This window comes from Desulfobacula phenolica (assembly GCF_900105645.1).
GTDB classification, from domain to species: domain Bacteria; phylum Desulfobacterota; class Desulfobacteria; order Desulfobacterales; family Desulfobacteraceae; genus Desulfobacula; species Desulfobacula toluolica.
Genome location: NZ_FNLL01000002.1, coordinates 532,080 through 556,356 on the forward strand (window position 1 = coordinate 532,080; position 24,277 = coordinate 556,356).

General features: G+C 42.3%; 25 protein-coding genes and 1 pseudogene. 18 read left to right on the forward strand and 8 right to left on the reverse strand.

Annotated features, from left to right (window positions below; genetic code table 11):
• Positions 1-96: 96 nt before the first annotated feature.
• Together BLT94_RS04810 and BLT94_RS04815 are read right to left on the reverse strand one after the other, a co-directional pair.
• On the reverse strand, positions 97-399 hold the full coding sequence (locus tag BLT94_RS04810; RefSeq protein ID WP_092230999.1) for an addiction module antidote protein: 303 nt from the start codon (positions 397-399) through the stop codon (positions 97-99).
• Positions 400-402: 3 nt separating this feature from the next.
• Positions 403-678, reverse strand: a pseudogene (locus tag BLT94_RS04815) (type II toxin-antitoxin system RelE/ParE family toxin); the annotation flags it as partial.
• Positions 679-1,308: 630 nt separating this feature from the next.
• On the opposite strand from BLT94_RS04815, the gene BLT94_RS04820 reads away from it, so the two are divergent.
• The 8 genes from BLT94_RS04820 to BLT94_RS04850 all read left to right on the forward strand — a co-directional run bounded on the left by BLT94_RS04820 (position 1,309) and on the right by BLT94_RS04850 (position 6,349).
• Complete coding sequence (locus BLT94_RS04820) at positions 1,309-1,968, forward strand: hypothetical protein (RefSeq protein ID WP_092231004.1); 660 nt, start codon at positions 1,309-1,311, stop codon at positions 1,966-1,968.
• Entirely contained in the window at positions 1,965-2,492 is a 528-nt protein-coding gene (locus BLT94_RS21930; RefSeq protein WP_175530273.1) for a hypothetical protein, read from the forward strand. The genes BLT94_RS04820 and BLT94_RS21930 overlap by 4 nt, the downstream gene beginning before the upstream one ends.
• Positions 2,467-3,600 carry an MBL fold metallo-hydrolase gene (locus BLT94_RS04825; RefSeq protein WP_175530274.1) on the forward strand — a complete coding sequence of 378 codons (1,134 nt, stop codon included), beginning with the start codon at positions 2,467-2,469 and terminating at the stop codon, positions 3,598-3,600. The genes BLT94_RS21930 and BLT94_RS04825 overlap by 26 nt, the downstream gene beginning before the upstream one ends.
• 534 nt (positions 3,601-4,134) lie before the next feature.
• Complete coding sequence (locus BLT94_RS04830; protein ID WP_245742950.1) at positions 4,135-4,323, forward strand: hypothetical protein; 189 nt, start codon at positions 4,135-4,137, stop codon at positions 4,321-4,323.
• Entirely contained in the window at positions 4,293-4,832 is a 540-nt protein-coding gene (locus BLT94_RS04835) for a tRNA wybutosine-synthesizing 3 family protein (RefSeq protein ID WP_092231010.1), read from the forward strand. Before BLT94_RS04830 ends, BLT94_RS04835 begins: the two co-directional genes overlap by 31 nt.
• 64 nt (positions 4,833-4,896) lie before the next feature.
• The gene (locus BLT94_RS04840) at positions 4,897-5,460 is read left to right on the forward strand and encodes an MEKHLA domain-containing protein (RefSeq protein ID WP_092231015.1); all 564 of its coding nucleotides are present in this window, start codon (positions 4,897-4,899) and stop codon (positions 5,458-5,460) included.
• A gap of 39 nt (positions 5,461-5,499) precedes the next feature.
• Entirely contained in the window at positions 5,500-5,787 is a 288-nt protein-coding gene (locus BLT94_RS04845) for a hypothetical protein (protein WP_092231019.1), read from the forward strand.
• A gap of 145 nt (positions 5,788-5,932) precedes the next feature.
• Positions 5,933-6,349, forward strand: a complete 417-nt coding sequence (locus BLT94_RS04850; protein WP_092231022.1) for a hypothetical protein — start codon at positions 5,933-5,935, stop codon at positions 6,347-6,349.
• Between the two features lie 226 nt (positions 6,350-6,575).
• On the opposite strand, the gene BLT94_RS04860 is transcribed toward BLT94_RS04850, so the two are convergent.
• From BLT94_RS04860 to BLT94_RS04875, 5 genes are all read right to left on the reverse strand, one after another.
• Positions 6,576-9,692, reverse strand: a complete 3,117-nt coding sequence (locus BLT94_RS04860) for an efflux RND transporter permease subunit (protein ID WP_092231027.1) — start codon at positions 9,690-9,692, stop codon at positions 6,576-6,578.
• 1 nt (position 9,693) lies between these two features.
• Positions 9,694-10,827: an efflux RND transporter periplasmic adaptor subunit gene (locus tag BLT94_RS04865; protein WP_014955930.1), complete on the reverse strand. Its 1,134-nt coding sequence runs from the start codon at positions 10,825-10,827 to the stop codon at positions 9,694-9,696.
• Between the two features lie 14 nt (positions 10,828-10,841).
• The gene (locus BLT94_RS04870; RefSeq protein WP_092231030.1) at positions 10,842-12,212 is read right to left on the reverse strand and encodes a TolC family protein; all 1,371 of its coding nucleotides are present in this window, start codon (positions 12,210-12,212) and stop codon (positions 10,842-10,844) included.
• Positions 12,213-12,284: 72 nt separating this feature from the next.
• Positions 12,285-12,491: a hypothetical protein gene (locus BLT94_RS21755; RefSeq protein WP_139168980.1), complete on the reverse strand. Its 207-nt coding sequence runs from the start codon at positions 12,489-12,491 to the stop codon at positions 12,285-12,287.
• A 22-nt stretch (positions 12,492-12,513) separates the two neighbouring features.
• A complete protein-coding gene (locus BLT94_RS04875; RefSeq protein ID WP_092231033.1) occupies positions 12,514-13,476 on the reverse strand; it encodes a DUF2860 family protein in 963 nt (320 codons plus the stop codon).
• 193 nt (positions 13,477-13,669) lie between these two features.
• On the opposite strand from BLT94_RS04875, the gene BLT94_RS04880 reads away from it, so the two are divergent.
• From BLT94_RS04880 to BLT94_RS04890, 3 genes are read left to right on the forward strand one after another with little or no spacing between them, the layout of a single operon-like run.
• Positions 13,670-14,440: a response regulator gene (locus BLT94_RS04880; RefSeq protein WP_269764188.1), complete on the forward strand. Its 771-nt coding sequence runs from the start codon at positions 13,670-13,672 to the stop codon at positions 14,438-14,440.
• Entirely contained in the window at positions 14,437-15,792 is a 1,356-nt protein-coding gene (locus BLT94_RS04885; RefSeq protein WP_092231035.1) for an ATP-binding protein, read from the forward strand. The genes BLT94_RS04880 and BLT94_RS04885 overlap by 4 nt, the downstream gene beginning before the upstream one ends.
• A 40-nt stretch (positions 15,793-15,832) precedes the next feature.
• A complete protein-coding gene (locus BLT94_RS04890) occupies positions 15,833-16,159 on the forward strand; it encodes a gamma-glutamyltransferase (RefSeq protein ID WP_245742952.1) in 327 nt (108 codons plus the stop codon).
• Between the two features lie 16 nt (positions 16,160-16,175).
• Here BLT94_RS04890 and BLT94_RS04895 read toward each other — a convergent pair whose 3' ends face one another.
• Positions 16,176-16,991, reverse strand: a complete 816-nt coding sequence (locus BLT94_RS04895) for a M48 family metallopeptidase (RefSeq protein WP_092231040.1) — start codon at positions 16,989-16,991, stop codon at positions 16,176-16,178.
• Positions 16,992-17,448: 457 nt separating this feature from the next.
• Here BLT94_RS04895 and BLT94_RS04900 point away from each other — a divergent pair, with 457 nt between their 5' ends.
• The 7 genes from BLT94_RS04900 (at position 17,449) to BLT94_RS04930 (ending at position 24,267) form a co-directional block, all read left to right on the forward strand.
• Positions 17,449-19,530 (forward strand): molybdopterin-dependent oxidoreductase, encoded by a 2,082-nt coding sequence (locus BLT94_RS04900; RefSeq protein WP_014955925.1) that lies wholly within the window; start codon positions 17,449-17,451, stop codon positions 19,528-19,530.
• A gap of 100 nt (positions 19,531-19,630) precedes the next feature.
• On the forward strand, positions 19,631-20,146 hold the full coding sequence (locus tag BLT94_RS04905; RefSeq protein ID WP_092231043.1) for a 4Fe-4S dicluster domain-containing protein: 516 nt from the start codon (positions 19,631-19,633) through the stop codon (positions 20,144-20,146).
• Positions 20,147-20,163: 17 nt separating this feature from the next.
• On the forward strand, positions 20,164-22,329 hold the full coding sequence (locus BLT94_RS04910) for an NAD(P)-binding protein (protein WP_014955923.1): 2,166 nt from the start codon (positions 20,164-20,166) through the stop codon (positions 22,327-22,329).
• A 94-nt stretch (positions 22,330-22,423) separates the two neighbouring features.
• Entirely contained in the window at positions 22,424-22,639 is a 216-nt protein-coding gene (locus tag BLT94_RS04915; protein WP_014955922.1) for a peptidase associated/transthyretin-like domain-containing protein, read from the forward strand.
• Between the two features lie 41 nt (positions 22,640-22,680).
• Entirely contained in the window at positions 22,681-23,130 is a 450-nt protein-coding gene (locus tag BLT94_RS04920; protein WP_014955921.1) for a CBS domain-containing protein, read from the forward strand.
• Positions 23,123-23,899 carry a 2Fe-2S iron-sulfur cluster-binding protein gene (locus BLT94_RS04925; RefSeq protein WP_014955920.1) on the forward strand — a complete coding sequence of 259 codons (777 nt, stop codon included), beginning with the start codon at positions 23,123-23,125 and terminating at the stop codon, positions 23,897-23,899. Before BLT94_RS04920 ends, BLT94_RS04925 begins: the two co-directional genes overlap by 8 nt.
• On the forward strand, positions 23,896-24,267 hold the full coding sequence (locus BLT94_RS04930; protein WP_092231046.1) for a hypothetical protein: 372 nt from the start codon (positions 23,896-23,898) through the stop codon (positions 24,265-24,267). The genes BLT94_RS04925 and BLT94_RS04930 overlap by 4 nt, the downstream gene beginning before the upstream one ends.
• The last annotated feature ends 10 nt before the right edge of the window (positions 24,268-24,277 follow it).

Here is a 24,277-nt window from a genome sequence, read left to right on the forward strand (position 1 = left end):
ATTGGTCTTATACCGCCTAAAAAACGGAGCTTCTCAGACGATTAGTCCTCGCCTCAAACATCTCGGTTTGATTCGCTAAATTTTATATATTAAGGCTCAATGAGGGTTGGCAGGCTGAGCTATCAGACGAACGCCAAGGGCTGCACAGACCTTATTAATCGTGTCAAATCGAGGTTTAGCGTTTGGTTTAAGCGCTTTATACAGGGCTTCACGGGTTATTCCTGAAGATTTGGCAACTTCGCTCATACCATGTGCCTTGGCAGCGACCCCCAGAGCGTGGGCCAGCTCGGAGGCATCACCGTCTTCAATCACCATAGTGATGTAAGCAGCAATGTCTTCCTCATTTTTAAGCTGTTGTGCCATATCAAAATCCGGCAGATCTGTAATTCGTTTTTTCATGGTTCAATCCTCCAAAATGGCTTCCCGCTGTTTAGCTTTGGCAATGTCGCTCTCCTGGCTGTCCTTGTCCCCCCCACCAAGCATGACGATCAAAGTTTCACCCCGCTTGGCGTAGTACATTCTCCAGCCTGGACCGAAATATTCCCTCATTTCAAAGACGCCTTCGCCCACTGGTTTTACATCACCGAGGTTGCCACGCTGTGCTTTATCAAGGCGGCGGCTTAGGCGAAGCCGTGTAATGCGGTCTTTCAAGCTGTTAAGCCATTTGTCAAATTCGGGTAATGTTTTAACCTGGGGTGTCTAAAAATCCGCTTTCCGAGTCATTTTTTTTGTTCGGTTTTTTGGACCTGGCCATATTGACTTAGAAAGTTGTTTTGAAAGGCTTTTCAGCACATAGCAAGAGGCCCAAAAACTGAGCAAGCGCAAATGGAAGATTTAGACGCCCCAGTTTTAACCGTATACATATATAATATGTAATCGATCGAATACAAAAAGTCAAATAGAACCTAAAGGGGAAATAATGGTATGATCCTTAGTCTATGCCTATTTCAAAACAGCATTCAATAACAGGGATAGTCTGGGTTTTTTTTTAAATTCTGAAGAGTTTGGATTATTGCCAATAGTCCTCGCATTTCAAACCGGGGGTTGTGGAGGTCGATTATAAATTCAGCAGTCAGAAATTTTAAAGATACCGATACAAATCAAAACAGTTTTCCGTTAAAAGCCACAGCCATTATCATGCAAGTAGTCTTGAGTCTGGAATATTCAACTTTATGTATGTATTAAGATGAATAAGCCGATAAGTTTTTCGGGTTTGTGCTTGACAAGCACATTATGATGGTGCTTATAAGTATTAATGAATATTAAATAATCGTTTATTCAACTCGAACCTTAAACAAGAAAAGGCAAATGAACAACTTGAAACCAATATTTCAGGAAGCCAGTGTAGTTCTGGTTGGCTCTTTCAATCCAGCAATATTCCACCCTGAATGGCTACTGCGAAACGGTCTAATATCAGAGGATGATTTGGCGGATCAAGATGTTGAAATTATACATCAAGATATAGCAAGATTTTCCCTTTCATGGCTCAATATTCAGGTTCAGCATGACAAGTTTGTTGCTCGAACGAACGACCCATCTCAATTCATGCCCCTTAAGGATTTAATTGTTTCTGTTTTTACGATTTTAGAGCATATCCCTATAGAAAAAATGGGGTTAAACTACAACGTCACATATGACATAGGAAATGCAGAAGACTGGCATTCAGTTGGGAACTGTTTAGCCCCAAAATCTATTTGGGAAGAGACATTACCTAAGCCTGTTGGTATGAAATCTTTAGCAGTCGAGAGCCCAAGAGAGGATGAATATAATGGATACATAAACGTCACTATTGGCCCTGTAAGAGCAAAAGGTTATGGGATAAACATTGGTGTGAATAACCACATCGAAAAAGCTGAGGGTAAAGAGTCTCTTAACCCGCCAGACATTCTGATGGGAAATTGGGATGCAGCGATACTATTCGCTAAGAAAATAGCAGAGAACACAATTACAAAGGCTTTAGATAGATGAATACAGCGCCGAAATTGAGCGATCCATATAACACAAAGAGCGGTGGCAACTTCTCTATCCCTAAAAAATTTAACAAACCAAATTCAGACGACTCTCTTTCCGACTTCAATAACGACTATAATCAAACAGATATAGAAAACGAACCTCGAATTGCCCCTCCAAAAATTGTTCCAGAATATTTAAAACCACTTAAAGGACGCTATCAATTATTGCAGCTATGGGAAGGAAGGGTTACTGAAGTTTCTGATGATACCTTTTATGCTATCATTTCTGATAAAACAAATCCGGAATTATCTGATGAATTAGTATCCATGGATATCGAGGAAATAACACCCAGCGATTTAAGTCTGCTTACTCCAGGGGCGGTATTTTACTGGTCAATTAGTTATGCTGATTTCCCTGGTAGGGGGCGGAAAAAGGAATCAAAGATTAGATTTCGCAGGCTACCACTCTGGACTCACAAAGAAATCAAAAAAGCTATCAACACAGGGGCAGAACTTGCTGCATTCTTCAAAAAAGATTAATAAAATCCCTCCAGGACCGAATGAATTTGAGATATCCCTTTTTGGACCCGGTGTTGGTGAATGCATTGTATTACATCTTGGAAAAGGGAAATGGCTTATTGTTGATTCCTGTTTAAATCCTAAGACGAAAAAGCCCATATCGACGGAATATCTGAAAAGCATTGGAGTGACACCAGCAGAATCAGTCGAAGTATTGGTGATTACCCATTGGCATTCAGACCATATTCGGGGAGCTGCTCAGATAGTCTCAGAATGTTCAGAAACAAGAGTTTGCTATCCAGCAGCCCTACTTGAAAACGAATTTTTAAGTTTTCTTTCAGCATACTCAGGATCAGACATTACACCCATATTAGATAAGAACACCTCTGCCACCAAGGAATTTGCATCAATTGTTGTTACTTTAAAAAAGCATATAGAGGCAAATCCGGACTATAAGTATGATTACCTGTCACCGATTATGAAAGACACATTAATATTTGAGGAAATAAACGATGATCTTGAAATAAACATACGTGCACTGTCCCCCTCCAGTAAATCTTATCATGATGCACTTCAGCTATTTGCATCCTTACTGCCCAAGGCTAAAGATCTAAGAAATATTATTCCAGCACCTAAACAAAACGATAATGCAATAGTGCTGTGGGTACAAATTAACGATATTTGCCTCCTGTTGGGTTCTGATCTAGAGGAAACCAAAGAGCAACGTACTGGTTGGACAGCCATAGTTAATTCAAAACAACGCCCTCAAAGAAAGGCTTCAATTTTTAAAATCCCTCATCATGGCTCTGAAAACGGCCATTCTGATGATGTGTGGGAGAAAATGGTAAATACTCAGCCAGTTTGCCTGTTAACATCAAAGATTGGAGGCCGTGGATCAATACCCAAAGAGAGTGACATCGAACGTATAAAGGCCATCTCACCAGTTCTTTTTTGTACAAAAGTACCAAAAGGAAAAAAACCGAAGAGAGAAAATACCGTAGAAAAAATGCTGAAAGCAACTGTGAAAGAGCGCCATATATTAGATGGTGAGGTTGGGCATATTCAATTGCGTTTTTCAGACCCTTCAGAGATTGAGGTTAACTGCCTTCCCCCAGCAACTTCTTTATAAATCCAATCCAAAAATCATTAATCACACCTTGATTTTATACTCAATCTTACAGCGACCCCAGAACACTGGCGGGCAGGATTTCAAAACGATAAATTTTATATAAAACATACATGGCAGATTGAGCTGCCACAACGAAAAATGAAACTCTTATTATTGCAGTATGTTAGACAGAGTTTCATATGAAACGGTAATAAGTCGGTCGGTCTGACTTAAGGATAATTATCATAATTATCCTTATGGAAACTGCTATAAGGTGTTCAGATAATCAATGATACCAGATCCAATCTTGATGAATTTTTTAGGCGTTGACTACTGGCTATAGTCCAGGTTTTTCAGAATTCAAAAAAAACCCCCAGACTATTATTAATAGTTATGACCATCCTAAAAAGTAAAAACGGCTACTCAACGTTTATTATCCCTGTATGAAATATACCAAGATTCAAATTATCATGAATACCGAAAATATGTTAACAGAATCCGGACAAAAAATTTTCTTGCTTGACTGTAAATCACAAATTTATTATTCGCTAATCCATGAAGCAAATTATTGAAAATATTTACCATGTGGGCGACAATGAGTGTTCTGTTTATATGGTGGATACACAAAGCAACCAGGGACTGATCCTGATTGATGCCGGCATGGATCTGGATATGATCAAACAGATTAATTCCCATGGACAGGAAGAGTACAGTTGGAAACCTTTACAAAACCTGAAGCATTAGTGGAAAACCCGCATTATAAAGATCAAAGACAGAAATGTCTGGCCGGTCTGAGCGAAGACATGATTGATGGACCCATAATGGATCTTGTCAATGCTTTTAACAAACTGCCTTATTGTTTCACACTGCAAAGTTGCCATGGGCATTTTGTCTACACAGGTCAGAATGATCCTTATAATCTGGAACCCTTGCCGATTACAGACACTGTTATCAGAGTGGAGTACAGAATAGCCTACATTGCCTTGTGCATTGAAAACAGTGATTTGGGAAGAATATTTTTGAATGATTTGGAAAAAATTACTGTTATTGATCCCAAAAACATTCAGTTCGGCAGCGCAGAATGGTTTTGGAAAAGGCAGGCCAATTCTTATGCATTACAGGTTGAACCGGACAGGTTTAAGTTTGAAGACAAAGCCATACTTGATTACAAGGAAGCTTTGAAAATACAAAATGTGCGAAATGATTTTTTTGTTCATCTAAAAAAGTTGCTTGCTGTGAAAAAAACAAGATAGACGTGTCAGTGCATGTTGATTTTGCCTTTTCATGAATAACAAAACATTGTATTGGAAATAACCCATGATAAAATCAGATGACAATCTTTTCAAAACAAATAATCAAGGATCGATTCTTTATGAAGAATCTGGAATAGAAATTATCAACTTTGGAAATAAATTTATCAAGCAACATACGCAAAATCTTCTGGATAGTTTCGCGGCAACTTATGGAAGACCGATGTTTGAAATGTCGAAAGGACTTACCCCTGAAGAAAAAGCAGAATTTGTATTCTTTGCCCCCCAAGCTATATTGAGTCATGATATACGCGATGATGGACAAGGTATTCGGGAAAACATCTATAATTATGCCAATCGGGCAGCCTTGCTTATTTTCGAAAGGACATATCAAGAACAAACAGCTCTTGCATCATTCAAAAGTGCCCCGAGTTCTTTCCAAGATGAAAGGAACAATCTACTTGGAGAGTGTCTTGCTATGGGAAAAGTAATCTTTGATGCTGAGCGAGTGTCCGCGAAAGGGAAAAAAATATTAATTCAAAAAGGATTGTTTTTCAATATCTCCGATACAAGAGGCATTTACAGAGGTCAGGCCGTTTTGTTAAAAAAAACAACCAGCAAAAATTTTTAAATCAACAAATCAGCCCACAACATTCAGGAGACTTGCAAAATGACTCATGATAAGGGTCCTGTGACAGACAAAAAAGGTATCAGAAAAGTAAAAGCATATTTTGAGTTTATCTATAATCAGGGAAAACCCAGGCTTGAAAAAAACATGCCCCTTGTTAATGCAGCTTTGGATATGGACCTTGGTGAATTTAACAACTGGATTGATAAAGAAAGGCTGATCATAAACCTTCACTGTATACAAAAAGAACTTTTTCCACATAAAAAGGAACTCTCCCCTGTCAAATTATTTGGCCTCATGGAAACTTATCTTCAAAAAATGGTTAAATAACATGGCATCCCTTTTTTCCAGGTCAATTTTTAAATTGACAGGCCACATACCTTCCAGTATTTTCATATCCATGAATCTGATATCTTACAGTTCCGTCACTATGTAGATTAATCAGCAAATCTTTACAAACAAAGGAGATATACCGATGACACGCATTCATGGAATTCTTGCTACTGTATTGTTAACTGCTTTTCTTGTTTTAGGCTGCAGTTCAAATGCCAACAGTGATGCCAAATCAATCATAAAAAACCAGGCCAATGTTACTGAAGACTATGTAAATGGACTTGTCAGTGCTAAAAATGCTGACGACATGGTTGCGGCCATTGAAAATTATACAGAAGGCATGAAAAAACTTATTCCTGAACTCAAGGAATTTGAAAAAAACTACCCGGAATACAAACAGGGTAAGATGCCTGAATGGATGGAAGCGGACATCAAGCGACTCGAAGCTGCTTCTGCAAAGATTCCAGAGGCTATGATGAAAATGGTTACATATATGATGGACGGCAAAGTACAAGCTGCGATGGAAAAGATGGGGCAGGAAATGAGTAAACTTGAATAGCGCTTTGTTTATGCGTCAAGTTTGATCAAATGACTTATGAACAGGTTTTTTTATAAAAAGAAACTGTCCCTGCCAAATTGTTTAGCCTTATGGAAACTTATTTTTATTGCTGTGGAGAGGATGTAAGTCTTGATACCTTTCAATATATCAAGCAATCCTCTGCAAAGCAGGAAGCCCAAAAGCTTTAGCTTTGGGTGTAGCTCACCCGCCGGAATGTAAGTTAGCTTTAACATACATATTGAGCCGACTGGTTTGACGCAAACACCTCCCGGATATCATAGGCAATATTCATTAGCAAAGGGACCAGCAAAAGAGTGATAAAGGTTGCAAACAATTCTCCATAAGCAAGAGAAACAACCGCCGGAATCAGGTACTGGGCCTGCTCCGATGTTTCAAACAGCAAAGGCATCAGACCACAAACCGTGGTGGCCGTGGTTAAAAAAATTGCTCGAAACCGACTTGACCCGGCTGTTGTTAATGCTTTGTTCACTGTCTTTCCTTGGGCCATTATATCATTGAACCGAGTCAGCATCACCAGGCTGTCGTTAACAACAATTCCAGATAGGGCCAACATGCCGAAAAAAGAAAGAATACTTAAAGGAACCCCTGCAATCAAATGTCCCACCACAGCACCTGTGAATCCGAATGGAATAACCGACATTATAACAACAGGTTTCCAATAGGATTTAAGTGGAACCGCCAGCAAGGCATAGATCAAAAGCATGATCATGATTAAGGCCTTTACAAGGCCACCCTTAACCTCTCCCTCCTGCTCTAATTCACCACCTGCCAAAATTTTCACATCCGGAAAAGTGCGTTCAATTGCAGGAATAACCTTTTGTTTGAGTGCATCAAATACTTCTGACGCACTGACAATCCTTTTATCTATAGCTGCCTCAACTTCAGCCACCCGTTTCCCGTTAATTCGATGGATAAATCCTGATGAAAAACGTGATTCTATATTTGCCACTTGAGTCAAAGGAATTAAAGATCCATCAGCCAATGAAATTCTAGTTTCTATTAATTGATGAATATATTTACGCTGATCTTTTTTATAGATTATGCGAAGTTTGATTTCATCATTGTCTTTCTGGAATTTATCAATCTCAAATCCCCCATATGCCATACCAATCTGGGAAGCCAGATCTTCCGGTGTCACCCCCAGATGTCTGGCCTCATTTTTCAAGTTCAGCCTGAGTTCCGGCGCACTGGATTTAAAATCATCCCTTAAATCATGAACCCCTTGCATTTCCTTGAGCCCGGCCTTAAGTTTTTTTATCGCCTGCCTGAGTGAAACAATATTATGGGATTCTGCCTTCAATACAAACCCACCGCCGGTTTCGGCATTGCCTCTGAATTCTATAGTTTGTACGCCTTCAAGATTGCTGGTTCGAGAACGCCACATTTTTAACAGCGACAAGGTGTTAACCACCCGCATGGCCTGAGGTTGAAGCTCTGCATAAATTTCAATACCTTGGCTGCCTGTTACAGCGGTCATGATCTTTCTGATCGGCGGTTCATTTGTGCCGTGTTTCTCCATTAATTCCCGGTTAATGGCTGCTGCGGCTGCATCAATGGCGTCGGCATTTTCATATGTCATTTTAGATGAACCGCCCGATTCCATTGTTACATTGACACTGATCACATCACCTGGAATTTCAGGAAAAAAAACAGTTCGTACATAATTCATTTTCAGCAGCCACCCACCCGCCATTGCCAAGCTGATAAAAATAATTAGAACTGAATACCGGTGTTTTAAGGTTGCAACCAGCAACGGTGTATAAACTTGCTGATTTAAAAAAACAAGAACGTTGGAAGCAGATTCCTGAACCTTATAAAACCCTTTTAAAAAGATATTTTCAGGTTTTTCAGGGGTAATGGAAATTGATGCCAGGTGGGCAGGCAACACCAGTTTGCTTTCAACCAAAGAAAATATAAGCGCCACACAAACCACCACGGAAAAACTGGCCAAAATCTTGCCAAAATCATTTTTAATCAGCATCAGCGGATAAAATGCAGCTATCGTGGTCAGCACACCAAATATGGTGGCCACTGCCACCTTGTGTACCCCTTTTATCGTTCCCTCTATCCTGTCCAGGTTTTTCTTGCGTTCTTCAAAAATGCTTTCTCCCACGACCACTGCATCGTCAACAAGAATTCCTAAAACAATGATCATGCCAAAGGTGGTGATATCATTTAAGGAGTAATTTAAAAATGATTCTCCCATCAAGGCCAGAACACCCGCTATGGAAAACGGAATTCCCATGGCCACCCAGAAGGCCAGCTTGAAATTTAAAAATACAGCCAAGATAGCAAACACAATCAAAAGTCCCTGCCAGGCATTAGACTGTAAAAGGATGAGCCGGTCTTTCATGTAAGTGCTGAAGTCTGCCCAAATATCGATATGAATTTCATCCGGAACTTGTTTTTTAAGGTTTTCCACCACTTTATAAGCTGCCTTGCTCACCTCAAGCATATGCCCTTTATTGCTGCTGTAAAGAACGATTCCAACCGAGTTTTGATCCTGGTAGAGTGCCTTTGTATCACTGTCTTCATAGCCTTCAATCACCCGTGCCACATCTTTTAAATATATTTTGGCACCATCAGAGCTTGTGATAATCGGCAGATTCATCAACTGGTCATAATGCTCTATTTTTACATCAGACCGGATAATAATCCGGTTTGTATCGTTTTTGAGCAGGCCATACCCTTGCTCTGCATTATCCCTGGCAACAATGGCGGCAACCTGACCAATGGAAATTTTGTATGCCTTAAGCATTTGTGCATCCAGTTCAATCCGCATCTCCCTGCTCTTTTTTCCAAATGATTCAATTTTGGATATTTTCGGATCAGACTGCAATTCTTTTTCCAGAAACCGGGCTGACTGCTGCAGGGTTTGTTCGGATACATCCCCATAGACTTGAACAATCAGGACAAAATCTTTAAATTCATCTACACTGATTACCGGTTTTGATGATTTATCCGGGAAATTATCAATTGCTTCAACTTTTGTTTTTACATCATTGAGCAGGCGGATCATATTATAGTCTGTCTCTTTTTGAACCAATATCTTAGCTGCCCCTTCACTGGAATATGAGCTGATCTTTTTAACCCCTGCCAATCCTTCCAGAGATTTTTCAACCTTTTGAGTGATCCCCGAGTCCACCTGCTCCGAACTCGACTGCGGGTAAGCAATATCAATGGAAATATAACTGGGCGGAATTTTAGGAAAACCTTCAATCCTCAGCCCCATGAGGGAAAAAACTCCCCCGACAATCACCAGCAGCGCCAGAAGGTTTGCTGCCACCGGGTTTTTTGTAAACCATGCTGATATTCCGCTCATTTTAACTTTCTCCTTCCAGTACCGGATTCACCTTTGTTCCGGATATATAGGCTTGAATCGGGGAAACAACCACCCGGATATGATCAAAATGACCCGTATTTTTTATATAGACCCGTCCCTGCTCATAAAATGTTACGGCCGCTTTTATATTTCTCAGCAGGTCATTATCATCCGTGTACCAGATATATCCATCCCGGGTCAGGGATGACTCTGGCAAAGCCAGCAGATTCTCTTGTTTTTTTCCACAAATGGAGGCTGTGACAAACATACCGGGTAAAATCCCGGATGATTTTTTTGCAGGGACGATGTAAAATCCCTGGAGGCGGGTTTTTGTATCCAGTATGCCACTGCTTCTGACAATTTTTCCAATCCATTGAGCCTTGCCGGTGGGATCAAAAATTTTAACCTGTGCATTTTGCCAGTCACCAATGCGTCTTACCTGGTCAATACCCAGGTTCACCCGGATTTCAATATCTTCTGCGCTCTCTATCTTTACGATGGAGTCCCCAGAAAACAGCGTTTCCCCTTTATCTGCAAACCGTTCAACCACAAGCCCTGAATAGGGAGACGTGATTCTTGTATATTCCAGATCTTTTTTTGCTTTTTTCAATGTTTTTTTAGCAGAGACAACCTGTGCTTTGGCAGCCGCCAATTGCGGCTCATAAAAAACAAGACTGGATGAGGGAGTATCGCCAAATCCGGATCGCTTCCAATCCAGCATGGCCTGGTCTGCCTGACGCTGGGTTTTCAATAAATTTACCCGGGCATTTTCCAGTTCAAGCTGGGCTATTGCAAGATTTGCCTGATACTCAACCGTATCAATTTCTAAAATAATTTCACCTGCTTTGATATGCTTTCCCGGTTGCAGATTTTCATTAATATGAACAATCGGTCCGTTCACCTGTGAACGTAATGTGGTGGACCATTTGGACGCAGCTTCCCCATATACTTTTATCCATGGCTGATGAATCCCTGGCAGGATTTCTTGAATCGTCACATTTTTCAATGCAGCTGCCTCTTTTAACTCCACTTGATTATCCGGTTCCATTGAATACAAGGTCACAACTATTCCTGTGCAGATCACAGTGGTAACTCCAAACACCAGCCATTTTTTTAATCTATTGGAAATCTTCATATGATTTACCTTTTTCAAAAAATTGTTACACCCAGGGTCAAAGCCATATCCACACGGTTAAAAATCCTGGATGCTTTTACATCGATAATGTCCGACATCAAATTGAGTTCCTGCTCCCTGGCCGTATGAAGGGCGATAATATCTGCAAGCCCTTTTTTATAGCACGTCTCATAATACAGACTGCTCTGCTTTGCATGTTTGACAGCATTTTCCAGATGGAACAACCTCATTTTCAGGTATTTTGATTTCGCAAAAACATTCTCTGCTTCTTTCATTGCCGTAATAATTGTATAAGCCACATCCATGGCAGCAGCATCGGCTTCTATGCCGGCCGCCTCGGCCTCGTTTTTTAATTTTCCAGCATTAAATAAGGGGTACAGTAGATTCCCCACAATCCACCGGGAAGACCCTGTTGAATCCAATGAAGTAAATTGAGGGGTCTGCTTGAACATCTCTGCAGAAAGCGTGATTCCCGGGAGCATGTCTTTTTGGCTTGCAATAGAAGAAAAATTTGCGGCATCATACCTTGACAGGGCTGCCTGAACATCAGGTCGGTTTGCAAGGATGGCAGCCGGTGCTGCAGGCGCAGAAAACCCGATATTCGGCAAATCCCCGGTAAAATCCAGTTTAGTTCCCGGATACCTGCCCAAAAGGACTTCCAGGTCTCTGACAGCACTGGCATGCTCATCCATGGCTGTTGCCACACCTGATTGGGCAACACCTGTTTTTGTCTTTGCCGTGGAAATATCATCAAGGGTTCCAAGACCTGCCTGGTATTTATTTATAATAGTTGTTTCAATGCTTTGATAAATTTTCACCCGTTCTTTTTGGATATCCAGCTTAAGTTTGTTTGCTTTGACATTAAAATAGCCCTGGAGTACCCTGGCTGCCAGCGAGTCCAGCGCTCTTCCGTAATCGAACTTTTCAGATTGATATTTTTTTTCCTGCGCCATGTGACGGTCGGCAAGTTTCCCCCAAAGGTCCAGTTCCCAGCTAACAGAGAGGGACACCTTATGGCTGGACAAAGAATTTAAATCATCTGCAAATTTATTTCGGGATGCATTGTACCCTGCATCCACCTTAGGCAGTCTGTCTGCATTGGTTCTTGAAAGAAGCAAGCCTGAAGACCTGAGGCGTAATGCCGTAGCCTTTAGACTGTAATTGTTCTTCACGGCCTCATCCACAAGCGCTGTTGCACTTGGGTCATCCAATATATCCAGAAGTGTGGACGTGATCTTAAGATCTGAACTTTTGTCAGGCGCCAGGACCAGTTTATCCGGAAGGTCGGGGAACATGGGTTTAAAAGATCTGTCAAACAAGGAGGCACACCCCTGGGTTAACAATATCATTAAACACGCCAACATAACGGCGTATATTCTGAACATTTTTATCTCTCCTTTAACAATTTTTATTTTTATCTTAACCCTTCCTTAACCCGGTCTGGATTAAAAACTGAGCTATGTTGAACAAAGTGGAAAAAATATCTTGTCTGCCAAAAGATTTTGCCTAATCCAAAAAATTAATAAAAAAAGAGATAAAACCTTGACACCTGTTTTAAAAACCAAATGCTCCGTTCTAATTGTAATTTTTGTATCCATTGCCCAAACCCACGCACAACCACCTGAAAAAAAGCTGATTGCAAAATACTGCAAATAGCCTTTCATTAAAACTCTTCAGACAGGAGGATTAAAAAATGTATCCAAAACCAAGACCTGAGCTTAACTCTGATGATTCATAGAACTTTATATTTGAATCATTAATAGAGTAAGATGCAGAAATTGTGACAAAGAAATCATTAAATCCCAGAGGGTTGAACAGGGTATAGGCACTTTCAATTTCAAACTCCTTGTCTTCCCTGATTTTACTAAATTCAGGATGGCTCTTGTCATAATCACGTTTTAAAAAGGAAATGCCGGTTTCAATCTCCCAGTCATCTCCTTTCAGCATGTGGCTAAATTCAAGACCCATTCCCTTATAAGCAGAACTTGATCCTGTAAGATCAGCATAGTCATAGGTGAGTCCTGCAGAAATCTCATGGGCTTCATTTTCAAAAAAATTACACCCTATATTTAAGGTATGGATGTCTCCGTCCCTTTTTAGGCGTTTATCCCTTTTTCCTGAAAGATCCTTGTCAATATCAATTGTTTGAAAACCATAGCTTAAGCTGAAACTTGTATCCATAATCTGCTCCCAGGTCAAAAAATATCCAATGGTTTCAATGTCGGTTTCTTTTCTTTTTACTCCTAGTAAAAATGGGTCTTCCCATACATCTTCCTGGGAATAATTCATGCCAAGACTTATGGTACCGAAATTACCCATATATTGGGAAATAAAAGCCCCTGCTCCATCATCACCACCCAGCCCCAAGGTTGTACCGGTTTGGGCAAATGTGTAATTCAGACTTCCTCCAAAAAATGGTGAAAATTCAGAAATACTTTTTGAGGACTGGGTAAGGGAGTTGATTGTGCTGTTTTCAGAATCAGAGGCATCATTTAAGGACATATCTTTCTTGCCATAGGCACCACCAAGAAACAGATAACCTGAAAAGCCTCCTTCAGGGGGGGCTCCAGCATAGGCATTAACAAAAAACAGTGATAGTAAAAAAAGTACACATGAACAGGATGCAGCTAACAGTATAACTTTATTCATTTTATTTTATCCTTGTTTAATATTAAAAAACTCATTTTAAATTACTGGACTGAGAATACATTGTATGAAAATGAAAATCTGTTGAAATTGTGTTGAAAAACGTTAAAATTTGTAACAGAAAATCAAAGGAAACAATTACAATTTGAAACATTTTTTCATTGGTTTATAAAAATATGATGTGGTATTCTTCTGTTTGAAATTAAAATCATTAAATAAAAACAAAACTGAACATATGGAAGAGATAAAAAAAACAATTCTGCTTGTGGAAGATGACTTGAGATTATCCCGGCTTGTCAGGGAATATCTGGAAAAGCAGGGTTATGAAATCCTTTTGGAACACCACGGGGCTCTGGCTGGGGATCGAATTCTGGGTGAAGATCCGGATCTGGTTATCCTTGATCTCATGCTTCCGGGAAAGGATGGTTTATCAATCTGTAGGGATGTCAGGGCAAATTATCAGGGCCCTATTCTCATTCTTACTGCCAAGGAAGATGACATGGACCAGGTGGCAGGTCTGGAACTGGGTGCTGATGATTATGTAAAAAAACCTGTGGAACCGAGGGTTCTGCTTGCAAGGATAAGGGCCTTGTTTCGGAGATCCAGCCATGTACCCATGGAATCTAAAAACTCTATTGAGAAAAAGCTTCAATTTGGTTCCCTGGAGATTAACCCGGCATCCAGGAGTGTAAAACTGGCCCATAAAGTAATTGAGCTTTCCACCACAGAGTTTGACCTTTTATGTCTCTTGGCACTGAAATCAGGCAAAGTTCTGGACAGGGAGTTTTTATATCAATCTGTCAAAGGTATAGAATATGATGGTATAGACCGTTCAATGGATGTTGCCATATCTCGACTTAGAAAAAAACTAAAAGACAACCCGGAACATCCCTTCAGGATAAAGACTGTTTGGGGAAGCGGTTATCTCTTTGTTGATGATGCCTGGGACTATAAGCCTGCCCCATGAAACGATTATTTATTACAATTTATGTCTTTTTGGTTGTTGGCCTTTTTGGGGTTTTTTATGTGGTCAGTCCGATAATGGATGAAATTTTTGAAGAAGAAACGATAAAAGCAAATGCTGATCTTGCAAGGGGAACCTTCTTTCTGATTGGTGAGAGGCTTGCCGGTCTGGATGAAGATGCCCAGGATTTGGAAATTAAAAAGCTAAGGCCACGGTTTGGATATCACCTGGCTATTTACAGAATTGATGAACTTAAAATTGAAGATAACGAGAAAGAGGCTTTTTTAAAAGGCCTTATTATTGAGGCTGAGACAATATATAGACCAGACAAGGATATGCTGGTTCAGCGCCTTGTGGGGTCTGGGTCTTTCCGGGCCCAGGCAATGGAAGGCCCCTATCCCGGTGATGAGCTGGAATTAAAGGTGATGATCATTTTCTGGAGCCTTGCCGTTGTGGCCCTTATTCTTCCTGCCCTGGTCTGGGCTTTTTTTCTGCACAGGGATATTAAGAAAATAGAAAAGACAGCAACTCAATTTTCTTCAGGGAATCACAAGGCAAGGGTGAAAGTCTCGAAAGTTTCCTCAATGACACAGATAGCTGTCGCCTTTAATAATATGGCCAAAAAGACTCAGAAGCTTCTTGAATCACAAAAAGAGCTGGGTAATAGTGTGTCCCATGAGATCAGAACACCCCTGGCAAGGATCAAGTTCAGCCTGGAAATGCTCCTTGATTCCCTGATACCTGGCCATGGCGGCAAAAATTATATCAATGAGATAGGTAAGGATGTTGAAGAGATAGAATCCCTTGTGGATGAAATGCTGGCCTATGCCAAATTTGAAAGAGAGCCTGAAACATCCGGAGGACTTTCAAAACATGAGATGGTTTTCTGGCTGAAAACTATTATTGATACTGAAAAAAATAATATATCTGAAAAAAAAATCAGTTTTCAAATCAAATACAAAATGGACAGATTTATCACAAGGTTTGAGCCTGTATACCTTGGCTGGGCTGTGAGAAATCTTATCAGAAATGCCGCAAAATATGCTGGCAATAATATAGATATTATTTTTGAGCCGGGAAAAAAAATCTGCAGCATACACGTTGATGACGATGGTCCTGGAATCCCGGAAAATGCAAGGGATAAAATTTTTGAACCCTTTTTCAGGCTTGACCAAAGCAGGAACAGAAAATCAGGCGGATATGGTCTGGGCCTTGCCATTGCAAAAAGGATTGCCCTGTGGCACAGGGGGTCAATATCGGTCAATGAATCTTTAGCCAAGGGGGCAAGGTTTACAATCAAGCTTCCTGTGAACCAGCTAAGCTCCGGCAATAAGGGCAGGAAAGCATATCCTTGAACAGGGTGGTTCTGAAGCAGATGCAGCTCTTGCCACAGCAATGGCTCAAATTGTACTATCCGGCGAAAGCTGGAACAGTTTTGCTGGAATCATGTCCTGTGTCTATTATGACAGTAAAACCCGAAAGGTATATTCAATGAATGCAGGATACCGTTCCCCCCTTGCCAAAGATCAACCGCTGACAATCTCTGAAAGAGGAGGGGAAACAGTTCTGATTCAGGGGTTTATGGCCGGAGTGGATACCCTGCACCTGCATTCAAAATTCGGTAATCTACCATACAAAGAGATATACAAACCGGCACTCTTGTTTTCAGAAAAAGGATTCCGGGGGTATCCATTGCTCCAGCACCTTATGAAACGAAAATAAAGCGAGAACAGAAAATTTAGTTTAAAATATTTTTCCACTCTTTCAATCTGGAAATAATTTGTTCAACAAGAGAAGGATCACCGGGTTTTTCTGGATTGTCAATTTGGTTTTGAAGTCTTTTGGCCCTTACTTCCGGTGCAGGATGACTTGATAAAAAAGAATGCTTATTGCCAAGGGTTGCAATTTTTTTTAATGCTGATACCGCACTTTGAAGGTTAAGACCTTTTTCCTGAAGATATGCAATTCCAAAATCATCAGCTTCTCTTTCTTCCTGCTGAGAAAACTGAGCATTTATAAGGAGTTCAATTAGGCCACCAAAGCTTGACCTTGCTATATCTCCCGCAATGTTTTCCTGGGAAGCAATGCCTTTTCGAATGGCCCGTCCTGCATAGGCAAGTCGAATTTTCTTTTTAATGTGTTTTTCAACGACATGGCCCATTTCATGGCCAAGCACAAAAAGCAATTCCTCGTCATTGAGCATATCCATTAAACCGCTATAAATTCTAATTGTTCCATCTGCCATGGCAAAGGCGTTTACCACAGGAGACAGATAAACTTTAAAATTAAAATCATATCCGTTCGAAGAATATTTTGTACCGATGAGATTATAAAGCCTTTTTCCGTATAAATTGGATAACGGAGCGATTTTATGCTTTATATCTGACTGCCTGGAAGCTTTTAAAGCAATTTTTTTTACATTTTCATCACTTAATGTAACAGCTTTTATGGCATCAATTCCAGCATCCGTTACAACTGAAAAATCTGTATTTTCACAACCGGCGGAAAAAAGAGACAAGAACAAAATTATTATGATAAAAAAATATTTTTTCATACAAGACATTTAACCCAATTGCAGAATCAGAACAATATTTTTTTTACACTCAACTTACTTGATACTTTTCCTGGGAATATCTCATTTGCAAGCTATAGCAGATAAAACGATGTCTTTTTATCAACTGGTGCAATAAAAAAAATGCAGTGCAATATTTTCATTGCGCTTAATTTTTATGGCAGTTGAATGCTTTAACATATAAGATCTTTATCAATCCATCGTTTTCCGGTGTTAAAAAAAACCATGATAAACAATCTGACTCCTTGAAATAATATCCAAAATGGCTTACCTCATAATTATTCAATTAAATTTCATAGTCATATCTCATAAAATTTCAAATAGTTATCCTGTATTGCTGCTGATTTTATCTCAAATCAAAAGAAACCGGCACGCTTCTGGCAATACAAATTAGTCACATATTGCAGAATAAAAGCTTGCTATAAGGAGGCAATCAATTATGGATAAAGAAGTTTTCAGTTTGTGTTTCATGTGTTCCGTCAGGTGTCCCATAAGGGTGAAGGTCAAAGACGGGCATGTAGACTGGATCGAAGGAAATCAGCATGTTGCCGGCATTGAAGGCAGTCTCTGCCCAAGAGGGTCTGCCGGCAAATCCATGCTCTATGATGACCAGAGAGTGCAGTCCCCGCTCATCAGGGTCGGTGAACGGGGCTCAGGCAACTGGAGAAAGGCATCCTGGGATGAGGCGATTGACTATGTGGCCACACGGATCAAGGAGATCACAGATGAAAACGGCGGCCACAGCCTTGCCCTTTGCGAAAGAACCCAGCTGGCCACCCATGTCAGCAAGACCTTTTTAAAAGCGTTAAAATCCCCCAACCATTTCACCCATGACGCCCTGTGCAAGGGATCTGTCAATACAGCCTGCCGGTCTCTTTTCGGATACAATGACGGCCAGATCGGCATCAATTACGGGAATACAAAAAACATTGTCCTTTATGGCAGAAATATTTTTGAGTCCATTGCTTTAAAAGAGGTCAACGGCCTGATGAAAGCATTGGAAAACGGTGCAAAGCTGACCTACATCGACCCGAGAGTGAATATAACCGCTTCCAAGGCCCACAGATACTGGATGATCCGGCCGGGAACCGATCTTGCCCTGAACTATGCATTGATTCATACCATTTTAAAAGAAAGGCTCTATGACGCGGAATTTGTGTCCAAATGGGTTCATGGACTCAGTGATCTCCAGGAATTTGTTGAAGAGTATACTCCTGAATGGGCGCAAAAGGAAACCGGAATCAATGCTGACGAAATTGTTGGATTGGCAAGGCAAATCAGCAAAGACAAGCCTTCGGTGATTTTTCATTATGGATATCGTGGAGCCAGCCATACCAATGAAATTTATATGCGCCGCTCAATACTGATGCTCAACGCCCTCATGGGAAGCGTGGAAGCCAAAGGCGGCATCTTCTTTAAAAAGGGGCCGGGCGAAGTTGGCGGCAAAGCTGCCAGAAAATTAACCGCCCAGGAATTTCCCAAAATTGACGTACCCAGATTTGACAAGGTCGGAACCCCGGACTTTCCTCTGCCTGATCCCAATCACGGGGTGGCCCAGATCTTTCCCCATGCTGTATTGAATGAAGATCCCTACCCCATCAAAGGACTGATTGCCTACCGCATGGACCCGCTCATGTCCATTGCCGACACAACCCAGACCCGGCGGGCACTGGACAAGCTGGAGCTGATCGTGACCATTGATATCAATTACTCGGATATTGCATGGTATTCAGATGTGATCCTGCCGGAATCCACATACCTTGAAAGAACCGACTGCATCCAGCAGATGAACGGCCTTAAACCCCAGATGTATATGAGGGAAAAAGCAGTCGAGCCCAGATACGACACCATGGACGGTGCCATGATATTAAAAAGGATTGCTCAAAAACTGGGGATCGGTGATTATTTCCCCTACGAAAGCATGGACGAACTTGTGGACTGGCAGCTTGAAGGAACCGGTTTTACACGAGAAGATTTCAAGAAAAAGGGCTTTGTCGCCTATGGGGCTGACCAGATTTTCTGGGACAAAAACAATATTCCCTTTAAAACACCTTCCGGAAAAATCGAATTCAAATCATCCCTGCTGGAAAATGCCGGGTTTGAATCTTTCCCAGAATACGAACCCGTACCCGCACCTGAAGCCGGAAAGTTTCGTCTTGTAGTGGGACGATCCGCCCTTCACACTCATGTATCCACACAGAATGTGCCCTACTTGAATGAGCTGGAAAGTGAAAATGTTCTGTGGATCAATACAGGCAAGGCAAATGAACTGGGCATAAAAGACAAAGACGTGGTTGAAGTGACGTCAGCTTGTGGAAAAGGACAGATCAAAGCCTTTGTCACAGACCTGATCCATCCGGAAAGCGTTTTCATGCTCCATGGATACGGGCATCAGGCAGGACGGGCAAAACGATCCTTTAACAAAGGGCTTTCAGATGCTTTGATCCAGGAAAACGTTTATGACAAGATCGGGGGAAGCCCGGCCTATCACGATACCTTTGTATCGGTCACCCCGCTTTAGCATACAAAAAGGTTAAGAACACATGTCTGACAAACAAAGCCTGACAAACAAAAGTCAACAAAAAATTCACAGCAGACCCAACCAAGATTGGAGGCGTTGAATGAGTAAATATTATCTGTTCCAGGACATTAAAAAATGTATTGGATGCCATGCCTGTGAAATCCAGTGCAAGTCCAATAAGAATCTTCCCAAAGGCCCCAAACTCTGCCAGATCATCCAGGTGGGCCCCAAATTTATCGGAGGGCTGCCGAAAATGTCCTTTATTTTCATGCCCTGTTTTCACTGTGAAAATCCATGGTGTGTCTCTGCCTGTCCCACCGGGGCCATGCAGAAAAGACCCGGTGACGGTATTGTTTTTATTGACAAAGAGCTGTGCGTGGGCTGCAAAACCTGTGTATCGGCCTGTCCATGGGGGGCTCCCCAGTGGAACCCGGAAACGGAAAAAGTTAAAAAATGCGATTATTGCAAAGACAGAATTGATCAGGGATTAAAACCCGCCTGTGTAACCACCTGCACCACAGGCTGCCTGAAATTCGGTAACGTGGAAGATATGACCCAGATCCGCCGGGAACGGCATGCGGCATCTGTGGCATCCCTTGAAAACAGCAGTTTTTAAGTGGTAAAGGAGTAAAAATGGCGGAAAAAACCTGTCCGGTTCGACAAACCATTATCTATATTTCTGAACAGATCGGTTCAGGAGTTTTAACAGATCCCAGGGGAAGGAGAATCTCCGAACAGATTCTGCAGTTGACCGAAGAGATTGCAGAGGGTGCCGGCAGTTTGGATCACCTGTCTGCCATTGATTCTCTTGTCAAAGAATATTTTTATGAGAACAGCCCTTTGCCCAACCATGAAACCGGAAAAACTCTGAAAAACATCCTGAAGGAACACAGGGAGATCTTTCAAAGCCATATTGACTCAAGAAACTGCCCGTCCCACGACTGCGGCAAGCTGGCACCATCACCCTGCCAGATGGCCTGTCCGGCCGGAATTGATGTGCCCACCTACCTTGCACTGATCGCCCGGGGAAAGGATGCAAAGGCCATTGAAGTGATCCGGCGGGACAACCCTTTCCCCTGGGTGTGCGGCCTTGTTTGTACCCGGCCCTGTGAAATGATGTGCGTGCGTGCCAGGATTGACACGCCCATCTCCATTAAATTTCTCAAAGCCTTTGCAGCAGAAAGAGCCATGTCGGACCGGGCATATAAAAACCCTGAAAAAAAACCGGATAACGGCAAGCAAGTCTGTGTGGTAGGTGCCGGCCCGGGCGGTCTTTCAGCCGCCTACTATCTTGCTCTCATGGGATACAAGGTCAGGGTTATTGAGGCTCTTCCTTTTCCTGGCGGCATGCTCATGGTGGGCATTCCAAGATACCGTCTGCCAAGGGAGGTGATTGACAGGGAAGTGGCAATGATTGAGGAGCTTGGGGTCCAGATTTCCTATAACACCCGGTTTGGAAAGGATGTCACATTTGATGCCCTTAAAAAAGAAGGCTATGACGCATTCTTTATTGCCATTGGCGCTCATAAATCCTGGAGTCTGGACATTAAAGGAGAAAAAGACTTTCCAAAGGTTCTGGATGCCGTAACCTTTTTAAAGGACGTGGCCCTTGGCAATCACCATGCTCCTGGCAGACATGTGGTGATTGTCGGCGGTGGAAATGTGGCCATTGATGCTGCAAGAACCAGCCTGAGGCTTGGGGCTCAAAAGGTGACAATTGCCTACAGGCGATCCAGAAACCAGATGCCTGCGGATATTGAAGAAGTTGAACAGGCGCAAGAGGAGGGAATCGAGTTTTCTTTTCTCACCATTCCAAAAGAGATCAAAGGGGAAAATGGCGTGATCACAGGGCTTGACTGTATTAAAGCCGAACTGATCAAGAAAAAAGGCTCGGACAGGCTGGCCCCGGTGCCCATACTGGGAAAGGATTTCACCATCCGGGCAGATGCTGTGATCCCTGCCATTGGCCAGTATGTGGATGATAATGGCATGGAAGCCTTTGACCGGGTAAACTGGACCCGGAGGGGAACCATTGAGGTGAACCATGCCAGTATGGAAACCACCATGCCGGGTGTGTTTGCTGCCGGAGACGCAGTGTCCGGGCCTGCCACAGTGATTGAAGCCATTGGGGGCGGCAGAAGGGCAGCCGATGCCATTGACAGGTATCTGAACAATATTCCCCAGCCCAGGATGCCCAAAATTCCGGTAAGGCATACCATAGAGCCCCCTGTTGAAATGTCGGCCGACCAGAAAATGACACTGAAACGCCCAAAAATGGCCATGCTGAACGTGGACCGGCGGCGAACGACTTTTCAACAGGCAGAGCTGGGATATGATGAAGAAAGTGTCCGCCGGGAAGCAGGGCGTTGCCTGCGGTGCGATATCTGCCGCAGGTGCGGCAAATGTGTGGAAATCTGCCGTGACAAGATGGGGATTGATGCCCTGCAGCTTGGCTACCTGGATTTTGACGAACCGTCACAAACAGATTTTAAGGCCACTGCCGAACGATGCATTACCTGCGGGGCTTGTGCGGCAAACTGCGAAAACAAGGCCATGGTGATTGAAGAAAAAGAAGGGCAGCGGCTGTTGAAGCTGTGCGGCATTATTTTGAACAAACAAGAAATTCAATATTGTGAAAAATGCCATGCTGTTCTGCCTTCAAAAGCCTATATGCAGTTTATAGCCCAAAAAACAGGAAATATCACCAAAGCACCTGCTAACGGACTTTTATGCGATATTTGCCAGCGAAAATTGAGTGCAAAAAATCATGTGGCCACACGACCGGCAAAACCCAAATAACTGCCATGCAGGTTGAGCTGCCACAGCAAACAATAAAAGAGATCTGACTACAACAGGTCAAAAAGTCCTTTCATATAAAAAAAAGGAAAACATCATGCAGTTCCAGCGAGGCAATAAAATCGAGGTGTTTAAAAAATCAGAAGACGAGGCATGGGAACCTTATATGGATGATTTTATCGGGATTCACGGATTTGTGACTGACCCGGATAATACCATCAATGATCCTGATGCATTAATCGAGGTCAGCCTTGAGGGTAAAGGCACCCACCGGCTGCCCCAGGATTGTTTGAGATTGATCGGGCAACCCTGAAAAAGTAAGGAAGGCCTTCCCCAGAAAAGGAACAAACAACAATGAAGGTAAAAAATCTTTTAAAAGACAATGCCGGCTGTTTTCATATCATAGATCAGGACCAGACAGTTGAGCAGGCCCTGAAATTAATGTCCGGCTATAGTGTATCCGCCCTGGTGGTAATGACAAAAACAGCATCCCAGGGTATTTTCACGGAACGGGACCTGGTACGGTGCCACATCCTTTTCCCGGACAGGAATATCAGCACTATTCAAATCAAAGAGGTAATGACATCCAAACTGATTGTGGTTGAACCTGAAGACACAATTGACAATGCCATGGGAATGATGATCAAGGCTAAAATCCGCCATCTGCCTGTGGTGTCAGACGGTCGGATCAAGGGAATGATCTGCCTGGAAGATCTGGTGAAAAAACATGTCGGTGTTCTGACCCAGGAGCTTCACTATCTCAAAGACTATATTTCAGATCTTCAGGATGCAGCTCATGACTGATAAAAGCTCCATGATTGCCATTACAATTGACGGCAAAAAAATTTTGGCAAAAAAAAACCAGACCATTCTCCAGGCAGCCAAGGAAAACCAGATTCAAATTCCCCATTTGTGTTACCACCCTGCCCTGAAACCGTCCGGGTCCTGTAAGCTTTGCGGCGTTGAAGTCAAATCTCCTTCCGGCAGGCAGGTGGTGATGCTGTCGTGCATTCTCAAAGTCAAAGAAAACCTGTCTGTAAAAACCGAATCACAGCTTGTAAAGACCCATCGGAAAAAAGCCTTTAACGCCTTGTTGCAGATGGCACCGGATTCCGCCCGGATCAGGGAACTTGCACAGGCGTTTGAAGTTGCCGTTAGCCCGCCGCCCGACGGATGTATCAGGTGCAGGCTTTGTATCAGGGTCTGCAATGAGATTGTAAAGGCCAGGGCCTTGAAAATGGTAAAAACCCAAAACGGCAACCGTGTGATGCCGGAGGCGGGACGCTGCATCGGGTGCGGCACCTGTGCCAATCTTTGTCCGACCAATACCATCAAGGTAACGGACCGGGACAATGTCAGAACTGTTTCCATAAAAGGTGAGACCATAGGCCGGCTTCCGCTGGAAAGATGTGAGGGGTGCGGAAACCGTTATGCCACAACCCGGTTTCTCAGGCATGTGGAAGAAAGCACACTTGACCACCCGGATACAAAGGAACATCACCATCTGTGTCCATCCTGTATAAAATTGATGTCAAACCGGGCTGTTACGGAAAGAGAAAGGATAAAAAAATGACTGTTTCTGCTTTAAAATCCATTTTTACAGGTGTTGGAGGAACACTGGTTCTTGCGGTATTTTGTTCAACCTTTATGCCCATGGATAAACTTTTTTTTATCCTGCCGCTGCTCATTGCCTTTAATGGTGCCATGTCAGGTTACAGGCTGGTGGAAGTGCTGAAAAACAAAATTTTTTCCATCCCTGTTTTTTCGTTTGTGCTGGGTGTGGGAGGAGGAGCTGCAACCTTTGCCATCATAAATTTTACAGGTTCCATGGTTCAAGATGTGTTTTCGCTGAACATGTATGATCTGTTGATCTATATGGCAGTATCGGGAATTACAAGTTACCTGGGAGCAAAACTGGCTGTCAGATATTTTAATTTATAATTTATGTTAT